Annotated in this window: 20 protein-coding genes and 1 tRNA gene; 11 read left to right on the top strand and 10 right to left on the bottom strand. The window is 42.6% G+C overall.

What is annotated here, in order from left to right; translation table 11 throughout:
• Positions 1–77: 77 nt before the first annotated feature.
• From DYC50_RS04040 to arsC, 3 genes are all read right to left on the bottom strand, one after another.
• Positions 78–371, bottom strand: a complete 294-nt coding sequence (locus tag DYC50_RS04040; RefSeq protein WP_115249093.1) for a DUF5377 domain-containing protein — start codon at positions 369–371, stop codon at positions 78–80.
• Positions 343–654, bottom strand: a complete 312-nt coding sequence (locus DYC50_RS04035; protein ID WP_103853437.1) for an alternative ribosome-rescue factor A — start codon at positions 652–654, stop codon at positions 343–345. Before DYC50_RS04035 ends, DYC50_RS04040 begins: the two co-directional genes overlap by 29 nt.
• Before the next feature lie 80 nt (positions 655–734).
• Positions 735–1085, bottom strand: coding sequence for an arsenate reductase (glutaredoxin) (arsC, locus tag DYC50_RS04030; RefSeq protein ID WP_115249092.1), 351 nt, complete (start codon positions 1083–1085; stop codon positions 735–737).
• Between the two features lie 320 nt (positions 1086–1405).
• On the opposite strand from arsC, the gene DYC50_RS04025 reads away from it, so the two are divergent.
• From DYC50_RS04025 to artM, 5 genes are all read left to right on the top strand, one after another.
• Complete coding sequence (locus tag DYC50_RS04025) at positions 1406–2473, top strand: AI-2E family transporter (RefSeq protein ID WP_103853435.1); 1068 nt, start codon at positions 1406–1408, stop codon at positions 2471–2473.
• Positions 2474–2596: 123 nt separating this feature from the next.
• On the top strand, positions 2597–3334 hold the full coding sequence (artP, locus tag DYC50_RS04020; protein WP_115250150.1) for an arginine ABC transporter ATP-binding protein ArtP: 738 nt from the start codon (positions 2597–2599) through the stop codon (positions 3332–3334).
• Positions 3335–3345: 11 nt separating this feature from the next.
• Positions 3346–4068: a lysine/arginine/ornithine ABC transporter substrate-binding protein gene (locus DYC50_RS04015; RefSeq protein WP_103853430.1), complete on the top strand. Its 723-nt coding sequence runs from the start codon at positions 3346–3348 to the stop codon at positions 4066–4068.
• A gap of 5 nt (positions 4069–4073) precedes the next feature.
• Entirely contained in the window at positions 4074–4745 is a 672-nt protein-coding gene (gene artQ / locus DYC50_RS04010) for an arginine ABC transporter permease ArtQ (protein ID WP_103853429.1), read from the top strand.
• Positions 4745–5428, top strand: a complete 684-nt coding sequence (artM, locus tag DYC50_RS04005) for an arginine ABC transporter permease ArtM (RefSeq protein ID WP_115249091.1) — start codon at positions 4745–4747, stop codon at positions 5426–5428. Before artQ ends, artM begins: the two co-directional genes overlap by 1 nt.
• Positions 5429–5675: 247 nt before the next feature.
• On the opposite strand, the gene DYC50_RS04000 is transcribed toward artM, so the two are convergent.
• Positions 5676–5752, bottom strand: a tRNA-Ile gene (locus DYC50_RS04000).
• Positions 5753–5843: 91 nt separating this feature from the next.
• On the bottom strand, positions 5844–6563 hold the full coding sequence (gene lpxH / locus DYC50_RS03995) for a UDP-2,3-diacylglucosamine diphosphatase (protein ID WP_115249090.1): 720 nt from the start codon (positions 6561–6563) through the stop codon (positions 5844–5846).
• Positions 6564–6683: 120 nt separating this feature from the next.
• Between lpxH and DYC50_RS03990 the strand changes: the two genes are divergently transcribed.
• From DYC50_RS03990 to DYC50_RS03975, 4 genes are all read left to right on the top strand, one after another.
• Positions 6684–7427 (top strand): 1-acylglycerol-3-phosphate O-acyltransferase, encoded by a 744-nt coding sequence (locus tag DYC50_RS03990; RefSeq protein WP_115249089.1) that lies wholly within the window; start codon positions 6684–6686, stop codon positions 7425–7427.
• A 1-nt stretch (position 7428) separates the two neighbouring features.
• Positions 7429–8838, top strand: coding sequence for a multicopper oxidase domain-containing protein (locus DYC50_RS03985; protein WP_115250149.1), 1410 nt, complete (start codon positions 7429–7431; stop codon positions 8836–8838).
• Between the two features lie 120 nt (positions 8839–8958).
• Positions 8959–9795, top strand: coding sequence for a class II glutamine amidotransferase (locus DYC50_RS03980; protein WP_115249088.1), 837 nt, complete (start codon positions 8959–8961; stop codon positions 9793–9795).
• Positions 9796–9896: 101 nt separating this feature from the next.
• Positions 9897–11224 (top strand): IS3 family transposase gene (locus DYC50_RS03975; RefSeq protein ID WP_115249087.1). Its coding sequence is split into 2 segments (ribosomal slippage): positions 9897–10347 and positions 10347–11224, totalling 1329 coding nucleotides; the frame shifts between segments, so codons are not numbered across the junction.
• Between the two features lie 70 nt (positions 11225–11294).
• On the opposite strand, the gene slyD is transcribed toward DYC50_RS03975, so the two are convergent.
• Together slyD and DYC50_RS03965 are read right to left on the bottom strand one after the other, a co-directional pair.
• Positions 11295–11888 carry a peptidylprolyl isomerase gene (gene slyD / locus DYC50_RS03970; protein ID WP_115249086.1) on the bottom strand — a complete coding sequence of 198 codons (594 nt, stop codon included), beginning with the start codon at positions 11886–11888 and terminating at the stop codon, positions 11295–11297.
• Between the two features lie 62 nt (positions 11889–11950).
• A complete protein-coding gene (locus DYC50_RS03965) occupies positions 11951–12649 on the bottom strand; it encodes an SIMPL domain-containing protein (protein ID WP_172459064.1) in 699 nt (232 codons plus the stop codon).
• 169 nt (positions 12650–12818) lie between these two features.
• On the opposite strand from DYC50_RS03965, the gene DYC50_RS03960 reads away from it, so the two are divergent.
• Entirely contained in the window at positions 12819–13181 is a 363-nt protein-coding gene (locus DYC50_RS03960) for an MmcQ/YjbR family DNA-binding protein (RefSeq protein ID WP_115249084.1), read from the top strand.
• A gap of 36 nt (positions 13182–13217) precedes the next feature.
• On the opposite strand, the gene nrdG is transcribed toward DYC50_RS03960, so the two are convergent.
• Both nrdG and nrdD read right to left on the bottom strand, forming a co-directional pair.
• Entirely contained in the window at positions 13218–13688 is a 471-nt protein-coding gene (nrdG, locus tag DYC50_RS03955; RefSeq protein ID WP_115249083.1) for an anaerobic ribonucleoside-triphosphate reductase-activating protein, read from the bottom strand.
• A 918-nt stretch (positions 13689–14606) separates the two neighbouring features.
• Positions 14607–16733, bottom strand: coding sequence for an anaerobic ribonucleoside-triphosphate reductase (nrdD, locus tag DYC50_RS03945; RefSeq protein ID WP_115249081.1), 2127 nt, complete (start codon positions 16731–16733; stop codon positions 14607–14609).
• A gap of 387 nt (positions 16734–17120) precedes the next feature.
• Between nrdD and aspA the strand changes: the two genes are divergently transcribed.
• Complete coding sequence (aspA, locus tag DYC50_RS03940) at positions 17121–18545, top strand: aspartate ammonia-lyase (RefSeq protein WP_115249080.1); 1425 nt, start codon at positions 17121–17123, stop codon at positions 18543–18545.
• Positions 18546–18642: 97 nt separating this feature from the next.
• Here aspA and polA read toward each other — a convergent pair whose 3' ends face one another.
• Positions 18643–21507: a DNA polymerase I gene (gene polA / locus DYC50_RS03935; protein ID WP_115249079.1), complete on the bottom strand. Its 2865-nt coding sequence runs from the start codon at positions 21505–21507 to the stop codon at positions 18643–18645.
• Between the last annotated feature and the right edge of the window lie 117 nt (positions 21508–21624).

Genomic DNA, 21624 nt, shown 5'->3' with positions numbered 1-21624 from the left:
GGTATTTTACTTTATTTTTCGATTGAAAATAAATCCACTAAAAAAATAATCCGCCATTACGCGGATTATCAAAACAGTTAGCCCTTCACGCCTAAATTCCCAATCTTCACACCGAGAAAGCCTAAGGCAACGGGATCTAAGTATTCGCCTAAAAATTTGAATAATTCGGTTAAATCAGTAAAAGTGCGGTTGATTTTTACTTGATCTTCCACTTTGCGGGTGAATTCGTAAGTGATCTTTTCCCCGTCAATATGGGCATCAAGCGTGATATAAATTTTCTCAAAAAAATGACTGTGCGCGCCTTCCTCACCGGGATCGCTAATTCGTACGTTCCATTCGTTGCTAAATAAACATTCTGTTCTGATTGACATAATGACTTCCTCTATTTGCTATTTTTGTTAAGAAAAACCCGATTATAAAATCTCTGTTGCCAAAAACTTGATAATCGGGCTTTTCAAAATATTTCCCTTGATGTTTCGCTTTTCGCTGATAACTGCCTTTGCCTTTTCGTTTCTTTTCAATGCGTTGGCGAAATAATTTGTCGGATAATAATGCCTGAATGGCGTTATCTCGGATTGTCCCTTTGTTATGCTGATAGGTGGTGCAACCTTGCACGTCAGCAACGGGCGCAAAAGATTTTTTCTTTTTCATCATTGCCTCTTAATAAATAAAATGGGTAAAAATAATGCCCGCTCAATGATTATGGCGGAGCGGGCGTTATTATAGCGAAGAAATTATAAAATTGCTAAAACACTTTCTGGCGGGCGGCCAATTTTGGCTTTTTCGCCATTCACTACAATAGGACGCTCAAGCAAGGCAGAATGCTGTGCAATAGCTTCCAGCAGCTGATTTTCGGTGGGTTCAGGATTATCAAGCTGTAAAGTGCGGTATAAATCGTCCTTAGTTCTCATCATTTCTCGCACGCTGTTAAGCTGTAACTTTTGCGCGAGCTGTTGCAAAAACTCAACGGAATATTGCTTTTCTAAATAAAGCTCGATCTCTGGCTCAATCCCCTGCTGTTGCAATAAGGCAAGGGTTTCGCGGCTTTTGGAACAACGTGGGTTGTGATAAATTTTAACAGTCATAGAAAATTCCTTTTATTAGGGGCTGTTGATAATTCATTTTACATTTGAGCTGGTAGCTATTTTTTGTGAGAACAAGGCGAACGGGGTGAAGTTTAGCTATTCTAAACGAACCGCGTTCAACACAGTTATCACAAAAAATAGTTCCAGCCCTTTGGGTTAGGTTTAAAATTAGCACACTCTTTGTCGTCATTCTAAATCGCTGCGATTGTGCTAATTTTAAACAATAACTCAAATGTAAAATGAATTATCAACAGCCCCTCATATAAATCCCCCTGATTTTACCTTATAATCAGCACAAATTCTCGCCGAAAGGAGCTTTTATGTTAGAAATGTTGAAAAATTGGTATAAGCGCCGATTTAGTGATCCGCAGGCAATGGCCTTACTCGCCATTTTGCTGTTTGGCTTTATCGCCATTTATTTTTTTAGTGATTTACTTGCGCCGTTATTGGTGGCCATCGTGCTGGCTTATTTGCTGGAAATGCCAATCCGCGTGCTAAATGAAAAACTCAAATTCCCCCGCCTACTAGCCACCATTTTAGTGCTTGGCGGCTTTATTAGCATTGTGCTGATTATCGCGCTGGTACTCATTCCAACATTGGTGAATCAAACTATTAACTTGTTTAGCGAATTGCCACATATGTTTAATTCGCTCAATGATTGGCTACTTTCCTTGCCGGAGCATTATCCTGAAGTGGTGGATTACCAAATGATCGACAGCTTTTTCACTAGCGTGAAAAGCAAAATTTTAGGCTTTGGTGAATCAGCGCTCAAACTCTCGATTTCGTCTATTATCAGCCTTGTGAGCCTAGGCATTTACGCATTCCTTGTGCCATTAATGGTGTTCTTCTTATTGAAAGATAAACAAGAATTACTAACTTACATCAGCGGGTTTTTACCACGCAACCGCAAACTAGCCGATAAAGTATGGCAAGAAATGCAAAAACAAATCGCCAATTATATTCGCGGCAAAATTATTGAAATTCTAGTGGTTGGGGTGATTACTTATGCAATCTTCCTGTTTTTCGATCTGCGTTATGCCTTGTTGCTCGCCGTTGCCGTGGGGCTATCCGTGCTAGTGCCTTATGTGGGCGCGGTGTTAGTAAGCATTCCTGTGGCGTTAGTAGCAATGTCGCAATTCGGTATTACCCCGACCTTCTGGTCATTAATCGCCGCTTATGTGATAAGCCAAATTTTAGACGGAAACTTGCTTGTGCCATTTTTATTCTCTGAAGCGGTAAACCTTAATCCGCTGACCATTATTGTCGCCGTGCTGATTTTCGGTGGATTATGGGGCTTCTGGGGCGTGTTCTTTGCGATCCCGCTTGCAACCTTGGTTAAAGCCGTGGTGCATTCTTGGCCTTCCGATGAAAGTGCGGGGCAAAATTAAGGGATTTTTATCTCAAAAACGCCCATACAAAAGTGCGGTGAAAATTTTTTGACTTTTTATTTGCATAGTTATGCAAAAAACATTAATATTATTTCAACTTTAAATTTAGAGCTAACAACAAAAATGACCATTAGTGTAAAAAATCTCAATTTTTTCTACGGTTCATCGCAAGCCCTGTTTGACATTAACTTAACGGCGGAAGATGGCGATACCGTGGTTTTATTAGGGCCAAGTGGTGCAGGAAAAAGTACGCTAATTCGCACCTTAAACTTATTAGAAGTGCCAAAGTCTGGTGAATTGGTGATTGCCAACAATAAATTTGACCTTTCTGCGGCAACGGCAAATCCAAAACAAATGCGTCAATTACGCCAAGATGTGGGAATGGTATTCCAGCAATACAATCTATGGCCGCATTTAACCGTTATTGAAAATTTAATCGAAGCGCCCATAAAAGTGCTTGGATTAGATAAAGAAACGGCGAAAAAACAAGCCCTTGAATTGCTTGCCCGTTTACGTTTAGAAGAATTTGCTGATCGCTTTCCATTACATCTTTCTGGTGGACAGCAACAGCGTGTGGCGATTGCCCGAGCATTAATGATGAAACCGCAAGTTTTATTATTTGATGAACCAACCGCCGCGCTCGATCCTGAAATTACGGCGCAAGTGGTGTCCATTATTCAGGAATTACAAGAAACGGGCATTACCCAAGTGATTGTTACCCACGAAGTTTCTGTGGCACAGAAAGTGGCAACCAAAGTGGTGTATATGGAAAAAGGCCATATCATCGAAATGGGCGATGCAAGCTGTTTTATGCAGCCTAAAACGGAACAATTTAAACAATATTTATCTCATTCACATTAAGGAATTACACAATGAAAAAATTACTTTTAGCAACCCTTTTAGCAAGTTCAGCAGCAATGGCGCAAGCACAAGATATTACTTTTGCAATGGAGCCAAGCTATCCGCCATTTGAATTAACCAATGAAAAAGGTGAAATCGTTGGTTTTGATGTGGATATTGCTAACGCAATTTGTAAAGAAATCGAAGCTACTTGCCACTTCAAAAGCCAAGCTTTTGACGCACTCATTCCAAGCTTAATTAAAGGCCGTGGGTTTGATGCTGCAATTTCTGCTATTGATATTACCGAAGCGCGCGCAAAACAAGTGGCATTCAGCCAACCTTACTACGAAAGCTCAGCAAGTTTCATCGCAGTAAAAGGTAAAGCAGATTTGGCTACAGCAAAAACCGTGGGCGTGCAAAATGGGACAACTTACCAACAATATGCTAACGCAGAAGCCAAACAATACACGGCAAAATCTTACGCAAGCTTGCAAGATGCCATTCTTGACTTAAAAAATGGGCGTATCGATTTGATTTTCGGTGATACTGACGTATTGCGTGATATGTTCGAGAAAAACCCTGAATTAACTTTCGTTGGCGAGCGTGTTACGGATAAACGTTACTTCAACAACGGTTTAGGTATCGCGGTAAATAAATCTAACACTGCTTTAGTAGAAAGCCTAAACAAAGGTATCGAAGCCATTAAAGCAAACGGCGAATACCAAAAAATTTACGATAAATGGATGACTAAATAATCGCTATGTTTGTGGATTATCTTCCTTTAATGTACACCGCAACCCTAATGACCTTAGGGTTAGCGGTGTGTTCCTTATTATTAGGGCTCGTTTTATCGCTCATTTTTGTTAGCCTAGAAATGAGCAAATGGCAATGCGTGCGTAAACCGAGTGCCGTTGTTATCACCCTTTTGCGTGGTTTGCCTGAAATTTTGGTGGTTTTCTTAATTTATTTTGGCATTCCTGAAGTGTTGGAATTAATCACTGGAAAATATTTGGAGCTTAGCCCATTCTTTTGTGGGGTGTTGGCGTTATCCATTATTTTTGCCGCCTATGCTTCACAATCCTTGCGTGGTGCCATTCAAGCCATTCCCCTTGGGCAATGGGAATCAGGCGCGGCTCTTGGTTTAAGCCGTAGCTACACTTTTTTGCATATCATTATGCCGCAAGTTTGGCGACACGCTTTACCGGGCTTGAGCAATCAATGGTTAGTGCTATTAAAAGATACCGCCCTCGTTTCATTGATTGGGGTACACGATTTAATGCGTCAAGCAGAATTAATTAACACCAGAACCCACGAACCTTTCACTTGGTATGGCTTTGCTGCATTGATGTATTTAGTGATTACGCTTATCAGCCAAGTGCTAATCCGTAAGCTCGAATGGCGTTTTACCCGCTTTGAAAGAGGAGTGGAATAATGATTCACGATTATTTCATCACCATCGCACAGGGGATTCCAACAAGCCTATTGCTTACGGTTTCTGCGCTCTTTTTTGCATTTATTTTAGCCATTGCCTTAACCTTTATTCTTGCAATGGAAAATAAACTGCTAAAAAGTGCGGTGAATATTTTCCTAACTTTATTCACTGGCACACCACTATTAGTGCAATTCTTCTTAATTTATTACGGCCCAGGACAATTCCAATGGATCGTGGAAAGCCCCGCGTGGACGCTGTTGTCTAATGCGTGGTTTTGCGCAATGCTCACCCTTGCGCTAAACAGTGCGGCTTATTCCACACAATTATTTTACGGCGCAGTGAAAGCGATCTCAAAAGGACAATGGGAAAGTTGTGCTGCACTTGGCTTAAGCCGTTGGCAAACGCTGAAAATCTTAATTCCTTATGCCTTAAAACGCGCCTTGCCGTCTTACAGCAATGAAATCATTTTGGTATTTAAAGGCACATCGCTTGCTTCAACCATTACCATTTTAGATATTATGGGCTATGCAAGACAGCTTTACGGCACAGAATATGACGCACTCACCATTTACGGCATCGCAGGTGTCATCTACCTTGCCATTACAGGCATCGCCACATTATTACTACGCAAACTAGAAAATAGAGTGTTGGTGTTTGAAAGATTGGAAGTGGAAAAAAGTTAATTTTCATCTAAAAACGGATCACAATGATCCGTTTTTTTACACTACATACAATTCATTATTCCCATTCTTATAAGGCACATTGCTACCTTTATCTCGCATTAGTTTTAGTACATCTACTCAGAGAAACTATGGAGATCTAAATATGCTTAAAATAACAAACTTTTATTTACTGGGTGAATAGAGAGAGAAATTAACTAACTGTTTTTATTGATCTTTTTAAAAGATAAAGGTTATTTATAAGGTTGGTTGGTGCCCCCAACAGGACTTGAACCTGTGACCAATCGATTATGAGTCGACTGCTCTAACCGACTGAGCTATGGGGGCGGTGAGAACGGCAAGATTATAGGCGAAAGTGATGCTAAAGTCTAGAATATGGCTGTTAGGCGGCGTAATTTTCGCCAATTTTAATTTGCACTTAGCTCACCTTTTGGTTAATAAATCGCATACCTTCTGGCGAGACTTCTAGAACAGAAGAAGTTTCGCCCCAATCGCCCAATACAACTCGTTCAAAGTGCGGTGGGATTTTATGCAAATTTTGTCGATGCGTATGCCCGTGGATCAGCTGTGGCACGTTAAATTGTTGCATTGTTTGCAACACGAAATCCGCATTCACGTCCATAATTTGATTGGATTTATGTTGCTTATCCTGTTTGCTTTTAGCACGAATTTTTTCGGCAATTTTTAACCGCACTTTTAAAGGCAAATGCAAAAAAAGCCATTGACGCCATTTTTGATGCACTTTTTTACGATAGCGTTGATAAGCCACATCATCAATGCAAAGGGTATCGCCGTGGCAAAGCAAGGTAGGCGTGCCATATAAATCAATCACTTGATAGGTTGGTAACAGCGTTAAACCGCAAGATTGGGCAAATTTTTTGCCGATAAGAAAATCACGATTGCCGTGCATAAAATAGCATTTCACGCCTTTTTCCGTTAAGTGGCGAATTTGCTGTTTCACCAAATCAATCAAAGGGGAATGGTCATCATCACCAATCCAAAAATCAAAAAGATCGCCTAAAATATACAAACTTTCCGCATCTTTGGCTTGATTTTGCATAAAATCCACAAAAAGTGCGGTTAAATCTGGGCGATTTTCGCTTAAATGTAAATCTGCAATAAAATAGGTCTTTGCCATTGTTGAATATCTTTGGGAAGAATGAAATTGCTTGATAGCCTAGCATTTTTTTAGCGGATTGATACAAATATTTGCGGATTTTCGCTATACTTGAGCAAATTTTTTTCAGGGTATGTGTTTATGCTAAAACTTCTTCGCATTATTGTGGTTGTGCTATGCTGTATTTTAATTTGTTTGCTCGGCACGATTTATTCTCTCATTCGTTTCAGAAATCCAAGTAACGTGGGTGATGTAGCGCGTTGCTTCGGGCGTTTGTATCCCCTTTTCGGTTTGCAAGTGGAACATCGTTTCCCTGCCAATGCGGAAAATATCGGGCCGTGTATTTACATTGGTAATCACCAAAATAACTACGATATGGTCACCATTTCTTATATGGTGATGCCGCGCACCGTGAGTGTCGGAAAAAAAAGCCTGATTTGGATCCCGTTCTTCGGCATTTTATACTGGGCATCGGGTAACATTTTTTTAGATCGTGATAACCGCTCCAAAGCACATAGCACAATGACTCAACTGGCTGAACGCATTAATCGTGATAAGCTTTCTATTTGGATGTTCCCTGAGGGCACGCGTAGCCGTGGGCGTGGTTTGCTGCCATTTAAAACCGGCGCGTTTCACGCTGCCATTGCCGCTGGTGTGCCGATTGTGCCAGTAGTTTGTTCCACCACGCAAAATAAAATCGATCTTAACCGTTGGGATAATGGCAAAGTGATCTGTGAAATGTTGCCGCCTGTGGATACTTCAGCTTACACCAAAGATAATGTGCGTGAATTGGCGAGCTATTGCCATTCTTTAATGCAACAACGAATCAACGAACTTGATGCGGAAATTGCCGCCAGCCAAGCTCAACAAGACGCCACAAAATAAAATGAATCATTTTTCTCGCCGTCAATTTTTCAAAACCGCCCTCACTGCGGGGGCTTTTTCAGCCATTCCTGCGCCATTATGGGCGGCCGATCGCCAGCCTTTGCGCGTTCCCCCCCTTATGGAAACTCGCCGTGGCAAGCCTGTTTTTTTAGAAATAAACAGCGCGCAAACCCAATTAGAGCGGGGAAAAACCAGCGAAGTGTGGGGATTTAATGGTAATTATTTAGGCCCAACATTAAAAATGCGCCAAGGGGATTTTGCCAAGCTGAACTATCGCAATAGCTTGTCGCAAATGGTTGCGCTAGCCATTCAAGGACTGCAAGTGAGCGCTGAATCACTGGGTGGCGTTTCCCACCCTTTCAAACAAGGGCAAGGCTGGTCGCCTATTCTGCCGATCACTCAGCCGGCTTGCACTTGCTGGTATTCCGCTTGCACCTTAGGGCATTCCGCTTATCAAACTTACCGTGGCTTGCTCGGATTGTGCATTATTGAAGATAACGAAAGCCGTAAATCGAGCTTGCCACAAAAATATGGCGTAAACGATATTCCTTTGATTTTGCAAGATATGCAATTAAATGATGAAGGGGTGCAATTATTCCAACAAAATCGACCGCACTTTTTCGGCAATCGTTTATTTGTCAATGGGCAAGAAGCCCCTTATTTAGAAGTGCCGCGCGGCGTTGTGCGTTTACGTTTGCTGAACGCTTCCCTTTCGCGCCGTTATGAATTACGCTTTGATGACGAGCGCGATTTCCAACTCATCGCTCTTGATCAAGGCTTTTTACCACAAGCGAAAACCACAAAGGTACTTTTTCTTGCACCGGGCGAACGTGCTGAAATTCTTGTTAATCTCAATGAGGGGGAAAACGCCACCTTAATTGTGGGGAAAAAACGAAATTTCTTCAGTAAACTCACAGGCTTTTTCGCTAGCGATGAAGAATTGCTCGACAACACTGTGCTTGAGCTACGCCCACAAGGCTTAAGCAGTGCCTTTGCACAAAACAACACAATGCAGTTTAACACCGATGCACCGCAAGCATTAAAGGCGGAAGTTCGCCGTGAACGTCAGTTCCAACTTGATGCGAATAATGGAATGCTCAATCAACAACGTTTCGATCCTAGACGCATTGATGTAAATGCCGAATTAAACAGCACGGAACGCTGGACAATCACTAGCAACGAACCTGCAGGATTTAAAATTCAGGGGGCAAAATTTATCATTGAAAGCATTAATGATAAGCCTGTGGCAGAAAGCGATCTGGCGTGGAAAGACAGCCTCTGGATTGAGGGCAAAGTGCAGATTTTAGTTCGCTTTCAACAGCCGTCTTCTAACGGCCACCCTTTCACCTTTGGCGCGGCAGATCTGATGGCAGCAGACAAAGGTTGCTTAGGCTTAATGGTGGTGCAATAAAGGAAATAACGCCAAGTTATGTGATATGCCCCTTTAATCTAAAAGTGCGGTTGAATTTTTGTGAATTTTTTTGTTAAATCAAACAAGATTTAGGAAGTTAAAATCAGTTAAGGTTTCGTTATGTGTCAGCTATTAGGAATGAATTGCAATACGCCCACCGATATTGTGTTCTCTTTTGAAGGATTTCGCCGCCGCGCAGGGCTTACCGATAGCCATTCTGACGGTTTCGGCATCGCCTTTTTTGAAGGCAAAGGCGTGCGTATTTTTCGCGATAACCAAGCCGGGCATAGTTCCCCCATTGCAGATTGTGTCAAACAATATCACATTAAATCTTTCAACGTGATTGCCCACATTCGCAAAGCCACACAAGGCGAGGTAACCATTGAAAACACCCACCCATTTATTCGTGAAATTTGGGGCGAAAACTGGGTATTTGCGCACAACGGCAATTTGACAAGTTTCCCTGATATGTCGGAAAGTTTTTGCCAGCCCATTGGTTCAACCGACTCAGAAGCCGCTTTTTGCTATATGGCTGAACAACTTAAAAATCGCTTTCGTAAAAAGCCCACAGAAGAACAAATTTTCCAAGTTATTCAAGAAATTACCAAAGAATTAGCACAAGGTGGCACGCTGAATTTTATTCTTTCTAATGGTGAATGGATGATCGCCCACTGCTCCACCAATTTACATTACATCACACGCAAAGCCCCTTTTGGCACAGCACAACGCATTGATGATGACGGTGTAATTGACTTCCGCCAACATACCACAGAAAAAGATAAGGTTACCATTATTACCACCTTCCCCCTTACCAAGAATGAAACTTGGACAAAAATGGAACACGGCGGTTTTGTGTTTTTCAAAGATGGCGATAAAGTTTACGAAGTACTTGGCACGCCGAAAGAAGCTATTGATGATGGCACATTAGGTGATGCGCGAAAAATCGCCTGTGGTTAATCTTGGACTTTAAATCATTATCCATAAAAAAGAGCGGTAATTTTTGATCTGCACCCCAAAAGTTGGACTAAACAACCAACTGATTAAGGTGCAGATTTTTTATGACTAAATATACTCAACATTTCAAACAACAAGTGCTCGACTTTTATCATCAAAATGGAAAAAACCGTTCGCTTACTCGCCAGTATTTTCAGCTTCCTCAAAGAACGTTAGCACGTTGGATTGCGAAATTTAATCATAATGGAATCAATGGATTAGCTGTGTTAGGTAAAAAACGATATTATTCTGTTGAGTTTAAATTAAAGGTTATTCAAGCTATCAAAAAAGGCCAGTGCTCCGCTGAGGCCGCCTGCTTTCGCTTTGATATCCCCAGTTCAGGGATAATTAGTCAATGGTTGCAACGCTTTGAAAAACAAGGTATAGATGGGTTATTACTCAAACCTAAAGGTCGTCCAAGTATGAAACTCAACTCGCCTAAAATGCCACCAACGCCCAAAACAGAAGAAGAACGCTTGCGTTACCGAATTTTGGAATTAGAAGCGGAGAATGCAATGCTAAAAAAGTTGCAGGAACTCAACCAACAAAAAATGCAGAAAAAGCCGTCATCGTAAATGCCTTACGCTCGCGTTTCCCGTTGGAATTGTTACTCAGGCTAATCGGATTGGCACGCAGTTCGTTCTTTTATCATCTCAAGCCAAAGGCAGATAAAAATGTAGTGATTTCACAGAAAATAGAGGAAATTTATCGCAAAAATGACGAAAATTATGGTTATCGTCGAATTACCTTGGAATTAAGGAAATACTTGATTATCAACCACAAAAGGGTGCTAGCGATAATGCAACGTTTGGGGTTAAAAGGAAAAAGTAAGCAGAAAAAATATCGTTCTTACCAAGGCAAAGTGGGACACATTGCCGATAATCTGTTGCAACGGGATTTTACGGCAACGATGCCGAATGAGAAGTGGGTAACGGATATCACCGAGTTCAAATGTGCGGAAGGCAAAGTGTATTTATCGCCGATTAAAGACTTGTTTAATAACGAAATTATTGCTTATGATGTGGCGAGAAGTCCGAGTTTTGAGCAGATAACCAGAATGTTGACCCAGGCGGTGAACCGATTAGCGGGGGAAAAACCGATACTGCATTCCGACCAAGGGTGGCAGTATCAAATGATGGGTTATCGGGAGATATTGAAAAAACACGGTATTACGCAAAGTATGTCGAGAAAAGGCAATTGCCTTGATAATGGTGCGATGGAAAGCTTTTTCGGGCGATTGAAGACGGAATGTTACTTTGGCAAGCGGTTTGAAACCTTTGAACAGCTTGAAAAAGTGATTCACGAGTACATTCATTACTACAATAATGAGCGTATTCAAGTGAAGCTCAAAGGACTAAGCCCTGTGGAATACAGAACTCAGTCCTTGAATTAAATTAGAATATAGTCTAACTTTTTGGGGGCAGATCATTTTCACCGCTCTTTTTCTTGCCAATCTCACTAAATTAGTGCTTACCGCCACAGCAACCACCACCGTGATGGTCGTGATCGTGGTCGTGATGATGGTGATGACCGCCACAACCACAACCGTGGCCTTGCTCATCGCTATCACCGTGTCCACCGCAGCAGCCACCTTCTTGGTGAATATGCCCGTGTGCGATTTCTTCTAAGGTCGCTTCACGAGTTCCTACCACTTCTACATCGAATAATAACTCTTGACCAGCAAGCATATGGTTTCCATCCACCACGACATCCTTATCACCGACTTCCGTGATCACCACTGGCAATGGACCGACATCGGTTTCTGCGATAAAACGCATTCCAGCAACAAGCTCATCTACACCAACAAACACTTCTTTTGGCACACGTTGCACTAAATTTTCATTATATTCCCCGTAACCTTCATCCGGTTTAACGCGAACCTCAAATTTATCCCCAACAGATTTACCTTCAAGGGCCTTTTCTAACCCGATCACCAAGTTATTATGTCCTTGTAAATACTCTAATGGTTGATTTACTGGCGCTTCATCTACAAGCACACCATCTTGAGTACGAACTTGATAAGCAATGCTCACCACTACATTTTTTGCAACTTTCATTTTAGACCTCATTGGCTTATTTAAAACAAGCCCTATTGTATCGAAAATAGGGCGAACTGTCATTATTCCTGAATAAGCTGAATTTTCGCCTCAATACTTGCGCGCACATTCGCTTTTCCATTACTAAGCTGAACCTCGCTTGAAGCGGGACTGGCCATTTTTGCCATTGCTGCGTAAGGGCGAGCCACAAAACGTCCACTTTCCATCGGGGTACGAATATTCAAATTCACAATTTGATAGCCTTTCGCCCCTAAAGATTGCTGAATTAATGTGGCTTTGCGGTTTAGTCGCGTCAGCGCTTGTTGCATCATTTGATCTTCTACTTGACTAATCGCCGCAGAAGAAACTTCAGAATCCACATATTCGATCGCTAAAATGCCATTTAGCTCAGTGATCGCTTTTGACAAACTTTCGCTATTTTTGCTTTGCAACGCTAGCTGTCCGCGCGCAACCCAGCCATTTTGCTTACCTTTATCATCGTAGCGAATCTGCGTGCTACGCGAATTATCACGCAATTCCACATCAGGGTAGGCTTTCAAAATCTCAAAAGCACGATTAATTTTTTTGCTCACTTCATTATTTGCCGCCGCTAAATCTTTATTTTCCGCTTGTGTAAATAACGTGGCTTTTAACAAATCGTGCGAAATCTCCTGCTCCACCTCCACTGAAAAACTGACGATATTCTGTTTTTCTACCGATTCTGCTGAAAATGCCGTCAAAGGCAAGGCCAATAATACTAATGATAAATAACCTAAACGCATAAAATTCCTTATTGTTACAATAAAATGGGTTCTGTACATAGACAATGGTTAGCTAAAATAGTTCCCCCTAATCCATTGCTAAATCCTTTCTGACTATTTTATTACAGATAAAAATATGCTAAAAATTCACCGCACTTTTCACAACTTTTTCATACACTGAGCCATCAAAATGACAATTTCTGCTGATAGCGTAATAAAACAAATCGCGCAAAAATATCAAATTCAACCCGAATATTTATGGAAACAATTTCCCCAATATGCAGTTTTCCGCCATATCAAGAACCGTAAATGGTTCGCTATTTTAATGAATATCAGCGCTGAAAAAATCGGCTTAAACGGCTCAGAAATTCTTTGGGTACTAAATGTCAAAGCCGCTCCTGAAATGATTGGCGCGCTACGAATGATAAAAGGAATTTATCCCGCCTATCATATGAATAAAACTCATTGGGTAAGTTTAAATCTCACTGAGATTGATGAGAAATTGTTATGGGAGCTGGTGGCGGAGAGTTTTGGCTTGATAGAAAATAAATAGACCGCGTTCCCCTAGCTTTCAATCAAGGTAGTTCCCCTACTCCACCTTAAACCGATAAATCACCTGATTTGCTGAACCACGCCAAATAAGCGCAGGATCGGCTTGTTCTTTGATAAATTTGCCGTCAATGAGAACATCAATATAGGGCAGCATTTGGCGTTGGAGATCGTTAAGTTCGGCGAGTTTGTAGCCTGTCCAAAGCCAAATGTCTTTATCTGGGCATTCTGTTTTGACCCGTTTGACTAAGGCGAGCAAGGTCGGCACGTTTCTCGGGTGTAAGGGATCGCCGCCTGATAAGCTAAGCCCTTGCCGTTTAATCCGTTGATCTTGTAGATCGCGAATAATTTGATCTTCCATTGCTTTATCAAAGGGAACGCCTGCACTGAATGACCAGCTTTTTTGGTTGTAACAGCCTTTGCAAGCGTGTTCACAGCCGCTCACAAATAAAGTGCAACGCGTGCCTTCGCCGTTTACGATGTCAACGGGATAATATTGGAGGTAGTTCATTTTATTTTTTATCTTAAATAATTAATTTTTTCTTTGTGATTAATAACGGGTTTCGCCGTTGGAGACCTACTTTATTTTGCGTTCCTGAACGAAGAAAGTGAGTTTTAGTTTCATCGTTAAATCACTTTTTTCTTTGTAATTAATAACGGATTTCGCTGTTGGCGACTTTCTTTCTTTTGCTTACCCAAAAGAGAGTAAGCAAAGAAAAGAACCCCGATCATCGTCAAATTTCTCTTACTTCCAGACTGCGTTATTTTGTCTTGCCGTACTGGAGTTCTGTCTTCAACAAAATTCCTTGTCTGTAAGTGAGAAATTTGACGAACTCACTTTTCCTCATTCCAATAAAATTTTCTTCACGAAAAGTAAGCCCATACTCGCTACGCTGCGTTCAGGCGTTACTTTTCTAAAAATTTTATCTCCATTCGGGCGGTTTGGACGGGGAAATTCGGTTGGGGCAAATTTAAAGTGCGGTGGAAATTCTTTGAATTTGTTAGAAGTTAGAAAGTACAAAGAAAATTTTCTCGCCCCAGCCACGGCGTGGCTGTGTTATCTAACCACCTACGGCTCGTAGGTGGTAAAGTTAAGAACAAATCTCCCCTAACCCCTCTTTGCTAAAGAGGGGGATTGGTAGGTGCAACCTATTGAAAGCGTGTCATAATCTCCCGTGTAAATTGCCTTCATTTTTAACAAATTTTTAGAAAAGTAACGCCTGAACGCAGCGTAGCGAGTATGGGCTTACTTTTCGTTAAGAAAATTTGTTAAAAATGAAGATTAGCAATTTAGTCGGGGGCTTTTTTCTTTGCCTACTTTCTTTTGAGCAAGCAAAAGAAAGGAAGTCGCCAACGGCGAACCCCGTTATTAATCCCAAAGAAAAAAGAAATTTAACCCTTAAACAAAAATTCTCACGTCATTCCTCACCTATAAATGCTTCACTCTTCTTTTCACCTCTTCCTGCTTTCCTGCATTAAACGGTCTGGCGTCTGGGCTGCCTAGGTAGCCGCAGACTCGGCGGGTGACGGAAACTTTTTCGCTGTCGTGGTTGCCGCATTTAGGGCAGGTGAAGCCTTTGCTGGTGCAGTGAAATTCGCCAGTGAAACCACATTCATAGCATTCATCAATCGGTGTGTTAGTGCCGTAGTAAGGCACGCGGTCGTAGCTGTAATCCCAGACATCTTCTAAGGCTTTGAGATTGTGCTGAATATTGGGATATTCGCCGTAGCAAATAAATCCGCCGTTCGCCAGTGGTGGGTAAGGCATTTCAAAATCCAGTTTGTCGTAAGGATTAACCTTTTTCTCCACATCTAAATGATAGCTGTTGGTGTAATAGCCTTTGTCGGTTACACCTGTTATCACGCCAAATTGTTTGGTGTCTAAACGACAGAAACGATCGCATAAATTTTCGCTTGGGGTGGAATAAAGGCTAAACGCGTAACCAGTTTCTTGTCGCCATTGTTTGGTGGCTTGGGCTAAATATTCCACAATCGCAATGCCTTTTTGTCGCAATTGTTCATCATCGTAAATATGATGCTGCGGATAAAGCGCGTTGATGGTTTCGTGAATGCCAATATAGCCAAGAGAAATGGAAGCACGTCCATTTTTGAAGATCTCCGCCACGTTGTCATCAGCTTTCAATCGCACGCCACACGCTCCTTCCATATATAAAATAGGGGCAACTCGTGCTTTGGTGTTTTCAAGGCAAGCAATGCGTGTCATTAAGGCTTTTTTCGCGATGGCAAGGCGTTCATCAAGTAAGGCATAAAAACGCTGCTCATCGCCTTTGGCTTCAAGCGCGATACGCGGTAAATTCAGGCTAACTACGCCAAGGTTGTTGCGTCCATCGTGCTGTAATTCGCCCTCTTGTTCATACGCGCCTAAAAAACTGCGGCAGCCCATTGGGGCTTTGAAAGAGCCTGTTACTTTGACCACTTGTTCATAATTGAGTATATCGGGATACATTCGTTTAGAAGCACATTCCAACGCCAATTGTTTGATGTCGTAATTAGGATCGCCAGCTTGTTGGTTTACGCCTTTTTTAATGGTAAAGACCAATTTCGGGAAAACGGGGGTTTTGTGATTTTTACCTAAGCCACGAATGCGGTTGCGCAAAATGGCTTGCTGAATTAAACGCGCTTGCCAGCTCGTGCCTAAACCAAAACCAAAGGTAACAAAAGGGGTTTGTCCGTTGGACGTGTGAAGCGTATTCACTTCATATTCCAAGGATTGGAACGCATCAAAACAATCTTTTTCAATCAACGCCTTGGCATAATTTTCAGGCTCAGGTACATTCCATTGCTGGGCAGTTTTTAAATGCTTTTCATAACTCAGTTGCACATAGGGTGCAAGCACTTCATCAATGCGATTAATGGTTGTACCGCCGTAAATATGGCTCGCGACTTGGGCAATAATCTGTGCGGTAACCGCTGTTGCCGTCCCGATGGATTTCGGTGGTTCAATTTCTGCATTGCCCATTTTAAAACCTTGGGTGAGCATTCCTTTGAGATCCACCAACATACAATTAAACATTGGGAAGAATGGCGCATAGTCCAAATCGTGATAATGAATTTCCCCTTTTTCGTGGGCTTCCACCACATCACGCGGCAGAATGTAACGCTTAGCATAATGTTTCGCTACAATGCCTGCCAGCAAATCCCGCTGCGTTGGGATCACTTTGGCGTCTTTGTTAGCATTTTCATTGAGCAATTCCACATTGCTTTGCTCAATCAGCCCTTCAATTTCACGCGTAAGCTGGCTACGCTTTTCCCGCGCTAAATCACGATCGTGGCGATATTCAATATAGGCGCGTGCTACTTGCGGATAATCACTCGCCATTAACTGATTTTCAACCAGCCGCTGAATGTCGTGAATGTCAATTTCCTGCTGATACTTAGCAAAAATGCCATTGGCAACCTGTTGCCCCATTTTTTGCCAATAATCGTCCTGTTCAATGCCAACCGCTAATGCCGCTTTACGAATAGCATTGATGATGCGCTGAATATCGAATTGTGCGCGTGAACCATCGCGTTTAATCACAAAAAACGAACTCATTGTACAACCCCTATATCTTGTGTCTTTCTAATCTTGGAAGCACTATATATAGATATTTTACTAAATTCAACTGGCTGAAATGATGTATAAAAAGATGCTTTTTTAGCCAAAAAACAGGTGAATTTATTGATTTTTCAGGCCTATTTTATGAAGAAAAGATGAGAACAATTCTCAATAAATCACAATATTATTTGATCTAAATCAAATAATATAAAAATAAAGTGCGGTGAAAAATTCGTAAATTTTTTCTATTTTGCCCTAAAAAAACTAATGCGAAAGATAAATTAATATCAAGCATACCTTTTTGGCAATGTGATCTAGTTCAAACATTTCTCCCAATGAAATCCGTATAATATAGGCACTTTCTACCAAAATAGGGGTATAAAAATGAAAGATGTAAGAACAGAAGTGGATTTATTAGGTGAACGCGAAGTGCCAAATGATGCCTACTGGGGCATTCACACGTTGCGCGCAATGGAAAATTTCAACATTTCAGATGATACCATTTCTGATGTGCCAGAATTTGTACGCGGAATGGTGATGGTGAAAAAAGCCACCGCGCTAGCCAATGGTGAGCTAGGGGCTATTCCGAAAAAAATTGCCAATGCCATTGTCAAAGCCTGTGATGAAGTGCTAGAAAATGGACGCTGTATGGATCAATTCCCAACAGATGTGTATCAAGGCGGTGCAGGCACTTCCGTGAATATGAACACCAATGAAGTGATTGCTAACCTTGCGTTGGAATTGCTCGGGCATAAAAAAGGCGAATACGACATTATCGATCCAATGGATCACGTTAATGCCAGCCAATCCACCAATGACGCCTACCCAACGGGCTTCCGCATTGCGGTATATAACAGCATTATGCACTTGCTGAAAAATATCCGCTATCTACAAAAAGGTTTTGAAGCCAAAGCCAAAGAGTTTGCCGATGTGCTAAAAATGGGACGCACCCAATTACAAGATGCCGTGCCAATGACCGTAGGGCAAGAATTTAAAGCTTTCTCTGTGTTATTGGAAGAAGAAGTGCGTAACCTAAAACGCACAGCAAAATTACTGCTTGAAGTTAATCTTGGCGCAACCGCCATTGGTACGGGCTTAAACACTCCTGAAGGCTATGCGGAACTGGCGGTGAAATACCTTGCTGAAGTAAGCCAACTGCCTTGTGTGCCTTCTGAAAACCTAATCGAAGCCACTTCCGACTGCGGCGCTTATGTGATGGTTCACAGTGCCTTAAAACGCACCGCGGTGAAATTATCCAAAGTGTGTAATGACTTACGTCTTTTATCTTCAGGTCCAAGAGCAGGGCTAAATGAAATCAACTTGCCAGAATTACAAGCAGGTTCGTCCATTATGCCAGCTAAAGTAAACCCTGTTGTGCCAGAAGTGGTGAACCAAGTGTGCTTTAAAGTGATCGGTAACGACACCACCGTAACTTTCGCCGCCGAAGCTGGGCAATTACAGCTTAACGTAATGGAACCAGTGATTGGTCAAGCAATGTTTGAATCCATTTCACTTCTTAGCAATGCGTGTGTGAACTTGCGTGATAAATGCGTGAATGGCATCACCGTAAACGCAGACGTATGCCGTAACTATGTACTAAATTCTATCGGCATTGTTACTTATCTCAATCCGTTTATCGGCCACCACAATGGTGATATTGTCGGTAAGATTTGTGCAGAAACAGGCCGAAGCGTGCGCGAAGTGGTGCTAGAACGTGGCTTGCTCACAGAAGAGCAACTTGACGATATTCTCTCTTTAGAAAATCTGATGAATCCGCGTTACAAAGCGAAAAAATTCCTTGATGAATAAGCTGAGATAGCACTATTAACATAACAAAAGTGCGGTGGAAAAAATGGAAATTTTTCACCGCACTTTGTTTTTCTGATTGCACGCTTATCAATGCGAATTAATGGGCTTCGTCCCAGTTATTGCCCACGCCCACATCGACAATCAGTGGCACAACAAGCTCTGCGGCATTTTCCATTAGGGATTGAATGAGATCGCTGTAATGGGCAATCTGCGCTGCGTTCACTTCAAATACCAATTCATCGTGAACCTGCATAATCATTGCGATATTCGGATCTTGTGCAATGGCGCTGTCAATGGCGATCATCGCACGCTTAATAATATCCGCCGCCGTGCCTTGCATTGGGGCGTTAATCGCCACACGCTCTGCGCCTTTTCTGCGCATTGCGTTACTCGATTGAATCTCAGGCAGATACAAACGGCGTCCGAACAAGGTTTCCACATAGCCTTGCTGTTTGGCTTTTTCGCGAATATCGGTCATAAAGGTTTGCACACCGGGGTAGCGTTGGAAGTACAAATCCATATATTTTTGTGCGTCCGCACGTGGAATACCTAGTTGGCGGGACAGCCCGAAGGCACTCATTCCGTAAATCAAGCCGAAGTTAATGGCTTTGGCACTGCGGCGTTGTTCGCTGGTTACTTCATCAAGGGGGACGCCGAAAATTTCTGCCGCGGTGGAACGGTGAATATCCTTGCCTTGCTGGAATGCACTAATCAAGCCTTGATCTTGCGATAAATGCGCCATTATGCGCAGTTCGATTTGAGAATAATCCGCTGCGATAATTTTATAGCCTTCGCGTGCAATAAAGGCTTGGCGAATGCGGCGTCCCTCTTCATTACGAATAGGGATATTCTGCAAGTTTGGATCGCTAGACGAAAGTCGCCCCGTTGCTGTTACCGCTTGATGATAAGAGGTGTGAATCCGCCCCGTGCGTGGATTAATCATCAGCGGAAGTTTGTCCGTATAAGTGGATTTCAACTTCGCTAAACCACGGTGTTCAATAAGCAATTTCGGCACAATATGCCCTTGTTGCGCCAACTCTTCCAGCACTTCTTCATTGGTGGAAGGCGCGCCTTTTGGCGTTTTGGCAATAATCGGTAAACCAAGCTTTTCAAACAGGATTTCTTGTAATTGTTTGGTGGACGCAAGGTTGAAATTTTCCCCTGCCGCCTGATGCACTTGGCTTTCAAGTGCGGTCAATTTTTCGCTAATTTCTTGCGATTGTGCGAGCAAGGTTTGGCTGTCCACCAACACCCCATTGCGTTCAATGCGTGATAACACGCCCACTAACGGCATTTCGATGTCATCAAATAACTTCACCAAACTTTCCGTTCGTGCCAATTCTGGCCATAGGGTTTGGTGCAATTTCATTGTGATGTCCGCATCTTCCGCGGCATATTCACTAGCTTGTTCGATAGCAATTTTATCAAAAGTGAGCTGCTTTTTGCCCTTGCCAGCAATGGCTTCAAATTCAATGGTTTGATGATCTAAATGGCGTTTGGCAAGCTCGTCCATATTGTGTCGCCCTGTGCTGTTTAGCACATAGGATTCCAACATGGTGTCGAAACGCACGCCTTGCAGCGCAATGCCGTGATTGGCGAATACGGTGAGATCGTATTTGATATTTTGCCCCACTTTTTCAATCTTTGGATTTTCCAATAAAGGCTTGAGCGCCGCTAAACATTGCTGCTTGTCTAACTGGCTCGGCACACGTTCAAAACAGGTTTCAGTTGCGTCTGCGCTGCCGAACAAATCCCCTTGCGATTGACTTTCACGCGCCACTTCGTGCAAATGATCAAGGGGGATATAGCAGGCTTCGCCATTTTCTAAAGCAAAAGAAATACCTACCAAGTTCGCTTGCATTACGTCTAAATTATCGGTTTCCGTATCCACCGCAATGAGTTTGGCGTGCTGAATTTTATTCAGCCATTCATCGAGCTTGGCTTGGCTATTCACGGTTTCATACAAAGTGCGGTCGATTTTTACCGAATTTTTCACCGCACTTTTTGTCGCATTTTCATTTTGTGCTGTCGGCGTGGCAAATTTGGCGCTTTGCAAATCCCCTTTGGTTAAACCGCTTTCGCCGTCCATCACTTCATTCAGCCAACGCTTAAACTCATAGCGCGCGAAATATTCCACTAATTCATCGCGCTGATTTTGCCCAAGCGTGAGTTCTTCTGGCTTCACCGCTAAGGGCACATCGGTTTTGATCGTCGCAAGAATGTAAGACAAATCCGCATCAGCTTTGGCGGCAAGCAATTTTTCGCCTAATTTTTTCGCACCGCGAATGGGCAGCTCCGCCACTTTTTCTAAATTGGCATAAATCTCAGCCATACTGCCAATGCCTTGCAAAAGCCCAAGCGCGGTTTTTTCACCCACACCAGCCACACCGGGAATATTGTCCGCGCTGTCGCCCATTAAGGCTAAATAATCAATAATTAACTCAGGCGGAATGCCATATTTTTCAATCACGCCCTCGCGATCCAGCAGGCTGTTATTCATTGTGTTGATGAGCATAATGTTATCGTCCACCAACTGCGCCATATCCTTATCACCCGTGCTAATCAACACTTTTTTGCCTGCCTGAGAAGCCTGCACCGCAAGCGTGCCGATAACATCGTCCGCTTCCACACCTTCAATAGATAAAAGCGGAATGCCAAGGGCTTTGATAATGGCGTGCAAGGGCTGAATTTGCTTGCGCAAATCATCAGGCATCGGCGGACGGTGCGATTTATATTGCTCAAATAATTCATCACGGAAAGTTTTCCCTTTAGCATCAAAAACCACCGCAATATGACTCGGCTGCACCTGCGCAATCAAACTTTTCAGCATATTCAACACGCCATACATCGCCCCCGTTGGCTCGCCAAGGGAGTTGGTGAGCGGTGGAAACGCGTGGAACGCACGATACAAATAAGACGATCCGTCAACTAACACAAGCGGATTTTCTGCAATTTTAGCCATAAGATTCTCGATAACTGTGATGAAAAATGGGGGATATTATAGCGGAAAGTGCGGTGGGATTTTGAAAAATTTTGCAAGAATAAGCTGACAATACACAACGTGCCCCATTATAATCGC

It is taken from the genome of Avibacterium avium (assembly GCF_900454535.1).
Classification (GTDB): domain Bacteria; phylum Pseudomonadota; class Gammaproteobacteria; order Enterobacterales; family Pasteurellaceae; genus Avibacterium; species Avibacterium avium.
This window is presented reverse-complemented; position numbering and strand designations above follow the sequence as displayed.

What these genes read in the sequence shown, in the direction of transcription:
- lpxH (WP_115249090.1), bottom strand. Translation starts at nt 6,563, where the DNA reads ATGGCAAAGACCTATTTTATTGCAGATTTACATTTAAGCGAAAATCGC.
- aspA (WP_115249080.1), top strand. Translation starts at nt 17,121, where the DNA reads ATGAAAGATGTAAGAACAGAAGTGGATTTATTAGGTGAACGCGAAGTG.
- DYC50_RS03990 (WP_115249089.1), top strand. Translation starts at nt 6,684, where the DNA reads ATGCTAAAACTTCTTCGCATTATTGTGGTTGTGCTATGCTGTATTTTA.
- DYC50_RS04025 (WP_103853435.1), top strand. Translation starts at nt 1,406, where the DNA reads ATGTTAGAAATGTTGAAAAATTGGTATAAGCGCCGATTTAGTGATCCG.
- DYC50_RS04035 (WP_103853437.1), bottom strand. Translation starts at nt 654, where the DNA reads ATGATGAAAAAGAAAAAATCTTTTGCGCCCGTTGCTGACGTGCAAGGT.
- polA (WP_115249079.1), bottom strand. Translation starts at nt 21,507, where the DNA reads ATGGCTAAAATTGCAGAAAATCCGCTTGTGTTAGTTGACGGATCGTCT.
- DYC50_RS03985 (WP_115250149.1), top strand. Translation starts at nt 7,429, where the DNA reads ATGAATCATTTTTCTCGCCGTCAATTTTTCAAAACCGCCCTCACTGCG.
- artP (WP_115250150.1), top strand. Translation starts at nt 2,597, where the DNA reads ATGACCATTAGTGTAAAAAATCTCAATTTTTTCTACGGTTCATCGCAA.
- DYC50_RS03965 (WP_172459064.1), bottom strand. Translation starts at nt 12,649, where the DNA reads ATGCGTTTAGGTTATTTATCATTAGTATTATTGGCCTTGCCTTTGACG.
- DYC50_RS03980 (WP_115249088.1), top strand. Translation starts at nt 8,959, where the DNA reads ATGTGTCAGCTATTAGGAATGAATTGCAATACGCCCACCGATATTGTG.
- arsC (WP_115249092.1), bottom strand. Translation starts at nt 1,085, where the DNA reads ATGACTGTTAAAATTTATCACAACCCACGTTGTTCCAAAAGCCGCGAA.
- nrdD (WP_115249081.1), bottom strand. Translation starts at nt 16,733, where the DNA reads ATGAGTTCGTTTTTTGTGATTAAACGCGATGGTTCACGCGCACAATTC.
- DYC50_RS04015 (WP_103853430.1), top strand. Translation starts at nt 3,346, where the DNA reads ATGAAAAAATTACTTTTAGCAACCCTTTTAGCAAGTTCAGCAGCAATG.
- slyD (WP_115249086.1), bottom strand. Translation starts at nt 11,888, where the DNA reads ATGAAAGTTGCAAAAAATGTAGTGGTGAGCATTGCTTATCAAGTTCGT.
- DYC50_RS04040 (WP_115249093.1), bottom strand. Translation starts at nt 371, where the DNA reads ATGTCAATCAGAACAGAATGTTTATTTAGCAACGAATGGAACGTACGA.
- artM (WP_115249091.1), top strand. Translation starts at nt 4,745, where the DNA reads ATGATTCACGATTATTTCATCACCATCGCACAGGGGATTCCAACAAGC.
- nrdG (WP_115249083.1), bottom strand. Translation starts at nt 13,688, where the DNA reads ATGAACTACCTCCAATATTATCCCGTTGACATCGTAAACGGCGAAGGC.
- DYC50_RS03960 (WP_115249084.1), top strand. Translation starts at nt 12,819, where the DNA reads ATGACAATTTCTGCTGATAGCGTAATAAAACAAATCGCGCAAAAATAT.
- artQ (WP_103853429.1), top strand. Translation starts at nt 4,074, where the DNA reads ATGTTTGTGGATTATCTTCCTTTAATGTACACCGCAACCCTAATGACC.